At 57.8% G+C, this 13020-nt stretch carries 11 protein-coding genes and 1 pseudogene; 8 read left to right on the forward strand and 4 right to left on the reverse strand.

Translation table 11 applies throughout. The features are described from left to right. The first annotated feature begins 174 nt into the window (after positions 1–174). The 7 genes from queF (at position 175) to AB5Y86_RS14180 (ending at position 9399) form a co-directional block, all read left to right on the forward strand. The gene (queF, locus tag AB5Y86_RS14150) at positions 175–1023 is read left to right on the forward strand and encodes an NADPH-dependent 7-cyano-7-deazaguanine reductase QueF (protein WP_368193101.1); all 849 of its coding nucleotides are present in this window, start codon (positions 175–177) and stop codon (positions 1021–1023) included. A 210-nt stretch (positions 1024–1233) separates the two neighbouring features. Then, positions 1234–3516: a tetratricopeptide repeat protein gene (locus AB5Y86_RS14155; RefSeq protein ID WP_368193103.1), complete on the forward strand. Its 2283-nt coding sequence runs from the start codon at positions 1234–1236 to the stop codon at positions 3514–3516. An 83-nt stretch (positions 3517–3599) separates the two neighbouring features. Then, a complete protein-coding gene (locus AB5Y86_RS14160; RefSeq protein WP_368193105.1) occupies positions 3600–5216 on the forward strand; it encodes a diguanylate cyclase in 1617 nt (538 codons plus the stop codon). A 148-nt stretch (positions 5217–5364) separates the two neighbouring features. Next, positions 5365–6720 carry a nucleotide 5'-monophosphate nucleosidase PpnN gene (gene ppnN, locus AB5Y86_RS14165; RefSeq protein ID WP_005338611.1) on the forward strand — a complete coding sequence of 452 codons (1356 nt, stop codon included), beginning with the start codon at positions 5365–5367 and terminating at the stop codon, positions 6718–6720. Positions 6721–6855: 135 nt separating this feature from the next. Then, the gene (xni, locus tag AB5Y86_RS14170; RefSeq protein ID WP_368193107.1) at positions 6856–7656 is read left to right on the forward strand and encodes a flap endonuclease Xni; all 801 of its coding nucleotides are present in this window, start codon (positions 6856–6858) and stop codon (positions 7654–7656) included. 159 nt (positions 7657–7815) lie between these two features. After that, on the forward strand, positions 7816–8823 hold the full coding sequence (locus tag AB5Y86_RS14175; protein WP_005349723.1) for an isocitrate dehydrogenase: 1008 nt from the start codon (positions 7816–7818) through the stop codon (positions 8821–8823). A 117-nt stretch (positions 8824–8940) separates the two neighbouring features. After that, on the forward strand, positions 8941–9399 hold the full coding sequence (locus AB5Y86_RS14180) for a hypothetical protein (protein ID WP_368176580.1): 459 nt from the start codon (positions 8941–8943) through the stop codon (positions 9397–9399). A gap of 82 nt (positions 9400–9481) precedes the next feature. Here AB5Y86_RS14180 and rlmM read toward each other — a convergent pair whose 3' ends face one another. From rlmM to AB5Y86_RS14200, 4 genes are read right to left on the reverse strand one after another with little or no spacing between them, the layout of a single operon-like run. After that, on the reverse strand, positions 9482–10576 hold the full coding sequence (gene rlmM, locus AB5Y86_RS14185) for a 23S rRNA (cytidine(2498)-2'-O)-methyltransferase RlmM (protein ID WP_005338617.1): 1095 nt from the start codon (positions 10574–10576) through the stop codon (positions 9482–9484). After that, positions 10569–10955, reverse strand: coding sequence for a DUF423 domain-containing protein (locus tag AB5Y86_RS14190; RefSeq protein ID WP_368193108.1), 387 nt, complete (start codon positions 10953–10955; stop codon positions 10569–10571). The genes rlmM and AB5Y86_RS14190 overlap by 8 nt, the downstream gene beginning before the upstream one ends. A 51-nt stretch (positions 10956–11006) precedes the next feature. Then, complete coding sequence (locus tag AB5Y86_RS14195) at positions 11007–11636, reverse strand: alpha/beta family hydrolase (protein WP_368193110.1); 630 nt, start codon at positions 11634–11636, stop codon at positions 11007–11009. After that, a complete protein-coding gene (locus AB5Y86_RS14200; RefSeq protein WP_005338622.1) occupies positions 11629–12549 on the reverse strand; it encodes a transcriptional regulator GcvA in 921 nt (306 codons plus the stop codon). The genes AB5Y86_RS14195 and AB5Y86_RS14200 overlap by 8 nt, the downstream gene beginning before the upstream one ends. Before the next feature lie 337 nt (positions 12550–12886). On the opposite strand from AB5Y86_RS14200, the pseudogene AB5Y86_RS14205 reads away from it, so the two are divergent. Continuing rightward, positions 12887–13020, forward strand: a pseudogene (locus AB5Y86_RS14205) (IS3 family transposase); the annotation flags it as partial.

Below are 13020 nucleotides of genomic sequence, written 5' to 3' on the forward strand. Positions count from 1 at the left end.
GCTATTGCACCACCAAACCCGGTAACAGACAAGGTTGCCAGCCGACCTTGCGACCCGGGAAACAGAACCCGGGATACCGAGAGGCCGACGCCCAAGCCAAACGGCTGCAACCATCCGGCCCTGCAATGGCCCGTTTCATTCCACTCATCATGAGCACATTACGTGAGCAACCCTGTGAGCAAACAAGATAGATACGCCGGGGCCAGCGCCCTGACCGGCCTGAGCCTAGGCCAGCAATCCGATTACATCTGCCAGTACACCCCCGCCTTGCTGCAGCCGGTTCCACGTAGCCTGAACCGGGATGATCTCCAGCTGGGCGATGACCTGCCCTTTAGCGGTTGCGATGTCTGGACCCTCTATGAGCTCTCCTGGCTCAATGCCAAGGGCAAGCCGATGGTGGCGGTGGGGGAAGTGGCCATTCCGGCCACCAGTGCGAACCTGATCGAATCCAAATCCTTCAAGCTCTACCTCAACTCCTTCAACCAGACCCGTTGCGACTCTATCGAGGCAGTCGCCGCCATGCTGACCAAGGATCTGAGTGCCTGTGCGGGTGAGACCGTCAAGGTGACCCTGTTCCCCCTCGACAAGGCGCCGCACCAGATTGCCCTGCTGCCTGGCGAGTGCATCGATGAGCAGGATATCGAGGTAGACAATTACGAGTTTGATGCGTCCCTGCTGCAAGGGGCAGCCGGTAGCGAACAGGTAGAAGAGACCCTGCACAGCCACCTGCTCAAATCCAACTGTCTGGTCACCAGCCAGCCCGACTGGGGCTCCGTGGTGATCCGCTACAAGGGGCCGAAACTCGATCGGGAGAAGCTGCTGCGCTATCTCATCTCGTTCCGCCAGCACAACGAGTTCCACGAGCAGTGCATCGAGCGGATCTTTATCGACCTCAAGCACTATTGCCAGCCTGAGCAGTTGACCGTCTATGCCCGCTATACCCGTCGCGGCGGCCTCGACATCAACCCGTTCCGCTCCGATTTCGAAGCCGTGCCCGCCAACCTGCGTCTGATCCGCCAATAAAGTCGAGTTGCGACAGAGAGGGCAGGTACACTGCCCTCCATGACTGGCAAGAAGGTTTCAATCGATGCTTTACGCAGCAGGGATAAGGGGGCTGGATAATAAAATCCAGACGAAACCCACTTGATGGCCACCAGCAAACCACAGTAAACGCTGGACTCGCAGGGGGGGGCTTGGATAACATGCCAACACCTCTGCGCCGTCCTTAATCCAATGAATCAACTGTTTTTTCTGGCCATGATGATGTCCTCCCTGTCAGCTCCGAATCTGGATCTGGACAAGGAGCAACTCTCTATCGATCTGCAACAAGCGCAATCGATGGTACTGACCGATCCTGCCAGATGCGTCCAGATCACCAGCGCCTTCCTGACGCGCGCAGCCAATAATCCCCAGCAAATCATCAGCAATCGCCAGGAGTTCGGTTATCGCGAGCCCATCCTGAGCTACAGCACGGCGGCCCAGACCATAGGCGCCCACCTGCTCAAAGGGGAGTGTCTGCTGCAACTGGGCCAATATCAGGCCACCCAGCAAGCGCTCGACAAGGCGATGGCGCTGGCAGACAAAGAGCAGCAACCGGAACTCAAGGCTCACGGCCTCTATCTCAAGATCCGCAGCCAGGCCCTCAAACCGGATAACCAGAGCACCAGCCGCGCCCTGATGGATCAACTGGACGAACAGTTGACCGTCCCCACGCTCAAGCAGAGCCAGCTCCAGATTTATGGCCGCCTGCAACGCACCAGCTACGACATCGAGAACCAGCACTTCGATGATGCCAAGGCCCACTTGGCAGATGCGCGGATCTGGGCCGCCAAGACCCCCAATCCCCTCGCCAGTGCCTGGGTCAGCGCCATCAGCGGCGACCTTTATCGTGCGCTGCAGCAGCCACAGCTGGCGCTGGGGGAATATATCGATGCCCAGCAACAGGCCAAAAGCCTCAATGACCCGCTCTTTCTCGGCCTGCTATCGAACCAGATAGTGAAACTCTACCAGCAGGAGCAGGAGCCCCAAAAAGCGCTGCAGTATGCCAATGAGGCGGCCAACTACTTCCACTCCATCGGCAACCCTTCCCTGCTGTGCGACTCCCTGATGGTGCTGGCGCGACTCAACCGCGAGCAGGGCGACCTCAATATGGCACTGGTCTACTTCTTCAATGCGCTGGATCTGCTCGATGAGGGGAGCAACCGACCGCAAGCCTCCCTGCTCAAATACGAAATCGGCAAAACCTACCTGCAAAGCGGCAACCTCTCGCTGGCCAGCAACTACCTCAATGCGGCCCGCCAGTCTCACGAACTGAGCGATGCCAAAGAGCCGCTGATCGATACCCTGCTGCTGCTCGGCGAGCTCTATCTGAAGAAGCAGGAGGCCGCCATCGCCATCCTGCAGTTGGAGAACGCCCGCGCGCTGGCTAATCAGCTCGGCGATACCCGCCGTCAGTACGAGGTATTCCGCCTGTTGTCGCTGGCCTATGAGCAGAAGGGGTATCTGCGTCAGGCACTCGACAGCTACAAGCGCTTCCACCGTCTTGGCGAGGAGGTGCGCCAGCAGGAGCAGGCCATGGAGCAGGCGGCGATCCGCGACAACTATGTCCAGGTCGAGCGGGTGCAACATATCAAGGAGCTGGAGCAGCGGCTTAACAACAGCCAGCATCAGCAGGAGCGCTATCTCTGGTCAAGTATCACCACCAGCCTGCTGCTGGCGCTCTTTATCTACCTCTTCTTCACCCTCTGGCTCAAGCTGCGTACTGCCCGCCTGCAACTGAAACGGACCAATGAGGCCCTGCTGATCGAGCCACGCTCGGGGCTGGCCAACTGGCAGCGGCTGATGAACCGCTGGCCGCGGGAGATGGCAAAGCGCCAGCTGAAATCGGATCGCTGGTACCTCAGCGAACAGCCCTCCAGCGAGTTCGATGACAAGCTGCACTATCTGCTGTTCCGGGTGCCTTTCCTGGTCAATACGCTGGAGCGCCACGGCTATCAGGCCAGCAGAGAAATCGAGCAGGCCTTCGGTGCCTATATGGACACCCTGACCCCGCAAGATGGCCGTATCTATGACTTGCGTGAAGGACACATGCTCTATGTGGTGCCACAGCGCCACGTCACCAACCTGCATCAACTGGCGGGAGACCTGCTGACCGCCATCGCCGCTTTCCCTTGCAACTATCCGCTGGATCGCCAGATCAGCCTCGGGATTGTCAGTCACCCCTTCCTGCCGAAAGCGGCAACCGCGCTCGATCACAATGGCCTGTTTGACCTCTGCTATCTCGCCCTGTCGGGAGCCATTCAGCTCAGTGAAAAATGTCAGCAAAACGCCTGGTTGGAGCTCGCGGCGATCGATTGCCAACAAGCGGCATTTTTTAATGGAGATGTGTGGCAATGCGGCCTGATGGCAATTGACAAGGGACTGGTAAAAGTCAATTCTTCTCATGAAAAGCAATGGGTTAATTGGCCCAGCCTTGCAAGGAAGCCGGCAGCCGATAACCACCAGGAAATAATGTAGATAACAGGCGAGGATCGAAACCAAGTTCGACCACTGTTGCTATCCAACACCAAAAACAATAATGACAACAGGGCGACCTGATAATGAATGACATCGCTGCCGTAGCAGGACAATTGGCAAGACTCAGGGAATCCCTTCAGCAGAAACAGCTGGAACTCGACGGTGTACTGTCGTTTTCCGATGCAGAGCGTGCCCGTGGTATCCAGTTTATCAACAAGTTGATGCTCTCCTGCCGTGGCTTCGACCGCGAGCTGGACAATCGCTTCGCCAAGCTCAAGCAGAAACTGGATAACAATCCCGCATTTACCTCGCTGGACGCCGACCTGCTGGCCATTGAAAAATTGCTGCAGCAGCACAGCAATGCGCTGGAAGAATCGATCACCCTGACTCAAACTGCCATCGATCTTGGTTCCAAACAGCTGAAAACCATCAAGGGCTTCCCGGAAGAGACCCGCAAGTCCCTCAAGGAATTTCTGGCAAGTCCGGTCGGTTACGGCATTGCCGATCACCAGAAGAAGGTGATCAAGCTGCTGGAGTTCTACCAGCAGGCGATCAAGATCCAGCTGCTGCCAAGTCAGCCGCTGTTGGCACCGTCAGGTGCAACTCAACAAGAAAGCGATACTGCCAGCAACGATGGCCAGCCCGATGTCGACCCGTTTGATCTAAAGGATCACGCCCGTATCGCCGATGAGCTGCAGCGGCTTATCACCGAACTCGACTTTGCCGGCGCCATCGGCGAGAGCCTGAGCGACATTCGCCGCCAACTGCTGATCGGGATCAACCCTGCCCTGCTGGCGGAAACCTGCCTGCAGGTGATCGAGCTCATCATCGAAGGCACCCGTGAGGAGCGCAAAGCCTCCCGCGCCTTCCTCAGCTCCCTCAACGAAAGCCTCTCCGCAGTACATGTCGGGTTTACCGAATCCCTCGATGAGGGGCGTGCGCTGCAAAACGAAACCCGCGAGACCCGCGAGGCGCTGGTCAACGAGTTGCAGGCGATCGATCACTCCCTGGCCAGCCATAACTCCATCGATGCGCTCAAGCGCGCCATCTCCGGCCATATGGGCGCCATCAACCTGCTGCTGCAAGAGCGTGACAACACGGCGGCGCGAGAGCGCCACCTGCTCACCCGCCTCTCCACCATGGAGTCCAAGCTGCGCTTGATGAAGGAGGAGACCGCCGAGTACAAGAAGCGGCTGACCATTCAAAAACACAAGCTGTTCCTCGACAGCCTGACCCAGGTGCACAACCGGGCCGCTCTCGATGAACGGCTGGAGCAGGAGTACAAACGTTGGCTTCGTTACCGCACTCCGCTCTGCATGGCGATCATCGACATTGATCACTTCAAGAACATCAATGACAACTACGGCCATATGGCGGGTGACAAGGCACTGAAAGTGGTCGCCAAAGCACTGCAGAGTGCACTGCGTGACACAGATTTCATCGCCCGTTTTGGTGGGGAAGAGTTCGTGGTGTTGTTGCCCAACATCAACCCGGACAAGTTCCAGAAGCCGCTGGAGACCCTGCGCCAGACCATCAAGAGCATCCCGTTCCGTTTTCGCGATGCCAAGGTGGAGATCACCATCTCCATCGGCGCAACCCTGTTCAAGGATGGGGACAACCCGTCAGATGTGTTCGAGCGGGCGGACAAGGCGCTCTACCACTCCAAGCACACCGGTCGGGATCAAGTGACACTGGCCTGACAAGCGGCTAAAAAAACAGCGAACAGTCGTCGCCCTATTTCCCTCCACACTCTGTTACCACTACTATCGATCTCAGGGGATGCAACATAGCGTCCCCTTTTCTCCCCAGGGAAAAACACAACGATAACAAGTGAGTAAAGGGGAACCTATGATTACGCACATCAATCCCGTTGGCAGCATGGATTTGCTGTCACAGCTTGAGGTGGATCGCCTCAAGCAGACTGCCTCCAGCGATATCTATCAACTGTTTCGCAACTGCTCGCTGGCAGTGCTCAATTCCGGTAGCCATACCGACAGCTCCAAGGAGATCCTGGAGCGCTTCAAATCGTTCGATATTCATGTGATCCGGCGCGAGCGCGGGGTCAAGCTGGAACTGTTCAATGCCCCCGAGCACGCCTTTGTCGATGGCGAGATCATTCGCGGCATTCAGGAGCACCTCTTCTCGGTGCTGCGCGACATTCTCTATGTCTCCAATCAGCTCGAGTCCAACCGCCAGGTCAATCTGACCAACTCCACTCATATCTCCAATGTGGTGTTCGCCATCCTGCGCAACGCCAAGGTGATCCTGCCCGGCGCCGATCCCAACCTGATCGTCTGCTGGGGTGGCCACTCCATCAACGAGATCGAGTACCAGTACACCCGCGCCGTGGGCAGCGAGCTGGGCTTGCGTGAGCTGAACATCTGTACCGGCTGTGGCCCGGGTGCCATGGAGGGCCCGATGAAGGGGGCGGCCGTCGGCCATGCCAAACAGCGGGTGCGCAACGGCCGTTACATCGGCCTCACGGAGCCTTCCATCATTGCGGCAGAACCGCCCAACCCCATCGTCAACGAGCTGGTGATCCTGCCGGATATCGAGAAACGGCTGGAAGCCTTCGTACGCCTCGGCCACGGCATCATCATCTTCCCGGGTGGGGTCGGCACCGCCGAAGAGCTGCTCTATCTGCTCGGCATCATGATGCACCCGGCCAACGAGCGGCAGCCGATGCCCATCATCCTGACCGGCCCGAAAGAGAGTGCCGACTACTTCCGAGCCATCGACGACTTCATCAAGGCGACCCTTGGTGAACCGGCGACCAAACTCTACCGGATCATTGTCGGCGATGCGCCGGAAGTAGCCCGGGTGATGAAGGAGGCGATGCCAAAAATCCGCGAATACCGCAAATCGGTCGGCGATGCCTACTCCTTCAACTGGTCCCTCAAGATTGAACCGGAGTTCCAGCTCCCCTTCGAGCCGGATCACGCCAGCATGGCCAGTCTGGATCTGCACCGCAACCAGCCCCCCCAGCTGCTGGCGGCCAACCTGCGTCGTGCCTTCTCCGGCATCGTCGCCGGCAACGTCAAGGAAGGGGGCATTCGCGCCATCGAGAAGAAAGGCCCCTTCAAGTTGCACGGCGACAAGGAGCTGATGCACCTGATGGACAAACTGCTGGAGAGCTTCGTCAAGCAGCAGCGGATGAAGCTGCCGGGCAGCCAATATGTGCCCTGCTACGAAATCGTCCGCTAGGGTACAGATACATCATCGACAGAGGGGCGCATCGGCGCCCCTCTTTATTGGCGCTATGCCTTCCCGACCGCCATCAATCCCCCATAAGGCGAGTGGTTTGTTACAGTGGGGCGTCCCGACCGCCAAGAGTGCCCCATGTCAACTATCCGGCCACACCTGCTCATCATCGATGCCCTCAACCTCATTCGCCGTCTGCACGCGGTACAGGCCCAGCAGGCACTGACCCCTGCCCAGGCGCTGGTTGCAACCCGCGCCAACCTTATCAATACCTGCCGCAAGCTGCTGACCAATAGCGAGCCAACCCATGTCATTGCCGTGTTTGATGGCGAGGTGCACAGCTGGCGCAAGGAGGTCTATCCGGCCTACAAGGAGGGGCGAACCCCCATGCCCCCTGAACTGCGTGAAGGGCTGGCGACCCTGCAGGATGCCTTTTGGGAGTGCGGGGTCGATGCCCTGCTCTCCGAGACCGATGAAGCAGATGACCTTATCGCCACTCTCGCCTGCGGCATCGCCAGCCATGGCCATCAGGCGACCATCATCTCCACCGACAAGGGCTTCTGCCAACTGATCTGCCAGCAGATCCGGGTGCGCGACTACTTCAACAAGCGCTGGCTGGATGCGGCCTTCGTCCAGCAGCAATATGGAGTAGCCCCTGCTCAGCTGGTCGACTTCTGGGCCCTGACCGGTATCAGCGGTTCCAATATCAAGGGGGTTCCGGGGATCGGCCCCAAGACCGCCACCCAGCTGTTGCAGCAATATGGCAATCTGGCAGCCATGCTCGAAGCCTGTCAGCAAGAGGATGCCGCCAAGCCCCTGATCAAGCTGCGCCAACATCAGGATGAGGCCCTGCTGGCCCAGCGGCTGGTACGCTTGCAGCAGGATATTCCGCTGGGATTCAACCTGCGGGACATTCGCTACCCGCCCCAGCCAGACTAAAGTGCCGAACAAAAATGCAGGCAAGGGCGTGAACCATGACGAGACTCACCCTCGCTGTTGATAAAAGTGAGTAGAATGTAAAGGAATGTGGTTGGTTTGCTGAGTAAATGCTATAAAGCAGCCCCATCCTCCCCTATACCCTGGAAGTGGAACCCTCTCATGTCCAAAAGAAAAATTACCGTGATCCCCGGCGACGGCATCGGCCCCAGCATCATTGAATCAGCCATCCAGATCCTGACCCATGCGGGCTGTGACTTTGAGTACGAATACGCTGATGCGGGTCTGGTTGCCCTCGAGAAGCATGGCGAGTTGCTGCCCCAGGCTACCCTGGATCTGATTGAGAAGAACAAGGTGAGCCTGAAAGGGCCATTGACCACGCCGGTCGGCGGCGGTTTTACCTCCATCAACGTCTCCCTGCGCAAGAAGTTCAACCTCTACGCCAACGTGCGTCCGGTCATCTCCTTCAAGGGCACCAGAAGCCGTTACGACAACATCGACATCATCACGGTGCGCGAAAACACCGAAGGGATGTACTCGGGTGCAGGTCAGAAGCGCAGCGATGACAACAAGAGTGCCGAGGCGATGAGCATCATCACCCGAGAAGGGGCCGAACGCATCGTCAAGTTTGCCTTCGAGCTGGCTCGTCAGGAAGGGCGCAAGAAGGTCACCATCATCCACAAGGCGAACATCCTCAAGTCAACCTCCGGCCTGTTCCTCGAAGTGGCCCGTGAAATCGCCAGCCACTACCCGGATATCCAGAGCGAAGAGATGATCGTCGATGCCGCCTGCATGAACCTGGTGATGTACCCGGAGCGTTTCGATGTCATGGTCACCACCAACCTGTTCGGCGACATCCTCTCGGATCTTTGCGCCGGTCTGGTTGGCGGCCTTGGCATGGCGCCCGGCGCCAACATCGGCGATGGCGCGGCCATCTTCGAAGCGGTCCACGGCTCTGCCCCCGACATTGCAGGCAAGAACATTGCCAACCCGACCTCGGTGATCCTTGCCTCCATTCAGATGCTGGAGTACCTCGGCATGCAGGATAAGGCAGAGCGGATCCGCGAGGCGGTACGAGCCACCATCGAATCCGGTGATCGGGTCACCCGTGATCTGGGCGGCACGGCTTCCACCAGCGAATTCACCCAGGCCATCATCGATCGTCTGTGAGTTAATTCATTGATTTTAAAAGGGAGCTTCGGCTCCCTTTTTTATATTTCCGAATCCTTTGCCACTCCCCAAACAGCAACTATGTTCAATAGAGAAGAAGAACAGGGAGTGTTTTTCATGAAGGGATACGGGTGCTATCTGGTGTCGGGTCTGATGCTGGTGTGTGGTACTGCAAGTGCCTTCGAACAGGATCAACAGACCCAAACTGCCAAACTGCCACAGCAGGAAAAACGGACTGCCACCGAGGTATGGCGCTCGAGCCTGGATACCAACGACTTGCTCAAGGCGCCCAACCCCCTGTCGTTTGGTATTGAAGTCTCCACCGACAACTTTGGCAATCAAAAGATCACCTCCTACCCGCAGCTCAATCTGACCCCGGAAAAGAGCATCAGTCTATCGATTGAACGCTTTAGACCCAAGGTCAAATTCAAAGCCGGTGGACTGCATACGGCAATCAGATTGAGAGGGGATGGCATCAAAATGCAATTCAATCCGGTCGACAAAACCATCCCGCTGCAGATAGAGATCAAGGTGACCGACGACGAATCCTCCCTGCGCCTCGATTACCGTTTCTGATATTTTCCGGCAGCCGAATAGCAAAAAGCCGACAGGTTTCCCTGTCGGCCTTGGTATTTATCATATGGGCTGAACGGCTACATCACGCCTTGGGCTCGAGTTTGGAGACCCAGTACTTGTTGTAAACATGCACGGTGATCTCTTCTCGATCGTGATAGAGCTGCTTGGCCTGGATCACGAACGCGTTGTCGATCTCCTTGAGCATCTCGCGCAATACCTCGATATTGTGCACCGACTCGGCATAACGCTTCTTCATCGGCAGCTTGAGGTTGAACATCGCCTCCTGGCAGTCACCCTCACGGAACCAGTCCGCGATCATGTGAACGACCCGCGCCGGTTTATCGACCATGTCGCACACCAGCCAGTAGGTGTTCTTCTTGCTCGGACGCCAGACGAAACCGTCATCCCGGATATGCTTGACCTGACCGGTATCCATCAGGGATTGGGCCATCATGCCGTTGTCAACCGCCGTCACCATCATGCCACGACGCACCAGCTGATAGGTCCAGCCACCCGGGCAGGCGCCCAGATCCACCGCCTTCATGCCTGAGCAGAGACGCACATCCCACTCTTCCCGCGGCACGAACACGTAAAACGCCTCCTCCAGCTTGAGGCTGGATCGGCTCGGTGCATCGGCCGGGAAGCGCAGGCGCGGGATCCCCATGTGGAATCCGGAGTTGTTGAACGAATAGGAGTAGCCCAGCAAGACATGATCATTGGCCATGAAGAAGGCGTGGAACACCGGACGGTTTGGCGTCTCCTTCTTGGTCAGGATCTCGTTGCTGCGCAGCGCCTGACGAAGCGGCACGGTGAACTTGCGGCAGAAGGCCGACAGCTCTTTCGCTTCGTTGGTGTCCGCGGTTTCGACCCGCAGATCACCGCAAATGGTGTAGTCACTCACCGCCTCAAGGATGGGGGAGATCCTGTCCGCAACATCCAGATCCTTCAGCTCATGGGTGACCACCAGCATCTGGCGGATGAAGATGAGCTCCCGGAATGGCAGCTTGCGAGCCAGCAGGTCCGCCTGCTCCTCGTCATACAGTTCGAAGATCACATAACCGCTGTCGTCCTTGACCCGGGCGAAACCGTAGCACTGCATGTTACCGGCACGTTCGGTGATCTCTGCAGCCGCCTCTTTCTCAAAACCGGGGCGGCAATAAAGCAGCAGATTATTCATTTTTTCCTCCAAGACGACAGCCAGCCCAGCAGAGGGCCGCCCATCCCAACATAAAACAGAGGCCACCGGCCGGGGTAATCAACCCCAGCCCCTTGCTGCCAAGCAGCACCATGGCGTAAATACTGCCGGAGAATCCGATGATCCCCAGCACAAAAGCGGTGCCAGCCAGGTGGATCACCCTGCTGCGCACACCACACCAGCCCAGAACCAGCAGGGCCAATGCGTGAAAAAACTGATATTGCACGGCGGTATTGAACGCCACCAGACGCTCGGGCGTAATGCCGGCCGCCGCCAATCCATGGGCGCCATAAGCCCCCAGCATGGTGGCCGTCAACCCGAAGAGACCGGCCAGTATCAGCCAATGTCGATGGATCTGCATCCTCACTCTCCCTCTCTCATCACGGCTGGCAATCAAACCAACCCTCTCGTGCTATCCATGTCGAGCCACAAAATGGCTGATGGCCGCCGCTGCATGCTGCATATTCTCCTGCTCACTCACGCCACTGGCTTTACGCGGTTTGAAACCATGATCACCATCGGTCAACCAATGGACCGATACGGCGGGTGAGAAGGGGAAATCGGCCAGTTCGGCACGACTACCGAAGGTGTCGCGCTCCCCCTGCAACAGCAGGGTTGGCACTGCAATATGCTTGAGTACCTCGCCTCGCCAGCTGTCGGGCTTGGCCGGAGGGTGGAAAGGATACCCGAGAATGAGCAATCCTGCAGCATTCATCTCACCCTCGCCTTCGCTATACAGTTCCGCCGCCATCCGCCCGCCCATCGACTTGCCCGCCAGAAACAGCCGTGGATGGGCAAACTCGCGGATCATGTCGCGCCAATGGGCTAGCAGCACAGGTGCTCTGTCCGGCGGGCGGCGCTTGCCATCCTGTGCACGCTTTGTCATGTAGGGAAAGTTGAAGCGCACCACTTCGATGTCGGGGCCAGCCAGCAGGCGTGACAACTCGGCAAGAAAGGGGTGATCCATCCCCGCGCCTGCCCCGTGGGCCAGCAAAATGCGAACGGGGGCATCAATTGCCCCCTCGCGGATCACATCAGGCATCGGCGAGCCTTGCCCTGCGACGCGCCTCTTCCTGCTCCACCAGCTCCAGCATCCAGTCGCGGAAGGCAACGATCTTGCCCTGATCCGACTGTTGCTCCTGGCACACCAGATAGAAGGCATTTTTGCTCACCAGCACCTGCTCGAACGGGCAGATAAGGCGGCCGGCCTCAATCTCGGGTTGTGCCAGCACACTGTGGCCAAGCGCCACCCCCTGGCCGTGGATCGCCGCCTGGATCACCATGGTGGAGTGGCTGAAGATGGGCCCCTGATTGACGTTGGGTGCATCGATATCGAGCTGGCGGAACCAGGCCTTCCAGTCGCGGCGGGAGGTATCGTGCAGCAGGGTATGAAGAGTCAAATCTTGCGGCGTACGCAACGGTTTGGGCCCGGTCAGCAGCAAGGGGGAACAGACCGGGATCAGGTATTCGGTATGCAGCTTGTCCGAGCGCAGACCCGGCCAGTTGCCGCGCCCGTAATAGATAGCCACATCCACATCATCGGTAAGCGACCCTTCGTCGAGATCGACCGCCTTGATCCGCACGTCGATATCGGGGTGGCGCTCGCTGAACTTGACCAACCGCGGCACCAGCCACTGGATGGCGAAACTCGGCTGCAAACTGACAGTCAACGCCCCCTTGGCACTGCGGGCCAGCAGCTTGTCGGTCGCCTCAGAGATGGAGGCAAAGATGTCCTTGATATCCAGGAAATAGCCCTGCCCCTCTTCGGTCAACAACAAGGAGCGGTTTTTGCGGCGGAACAGCTTGATGCCAAGATACTCCTCCAGCGCCTTGATCTGGTGACTGATGGCAGCCTGAGTCACAAACAACTCTTCTGCTGCGCGGGTAAAGCTTAAGTGACGAGCCGCAGCTTCAAAGGCCTTGAGGGCATTGAGCGGGGGTAAACGACGAGACATGACACCAGCCGACGATGAGTTTTTCTAATGGGGCGCATTATAATTTGTCGGTTGCGGGTCGACCAGTGAATAAACATAATTCGCCCAGCAATCAGTCGTCATATGGCTCACATTTTCTACTACGTGTTGGTTTACATGTGTTTTTAGTGAGTCTTTCGACTGCGATTGTGGTGTTGTGTTTCTTCCTCTGCGGGAAGAGGGGCTCAAATCTCACCGGTTTGACCCAGTCTGTCATCTGAATGTGTTTGGCGCCTCCAGCTGGATGGCGCCTTTTTTCATCCCTTTGTCCCGTCCTGAATATGGTTTACACCTTTCCCCCACATAAATGGAGAGCCCGATGGGACAAGGTGTGAAACGGACACAGCGCGATTACTCGCTGACTTTTAAATTGGCACTGGTCGAGCAGATTGAAAAAGGCGAGCTCACCTACAAACAGGCTCAGGTGCGTTATGGCATTCAGGGCCGCTCCAC

This window comes from Aeromonas sp. s8, assembly GCF_040907785.1.
Taxonomy (GTDB): Bacteria; Pseudomonadota; Gammaproteobacteria; order Enterobacterales; family Aeromonadaceae; genus Aeromonas; species Aeromonas veronii.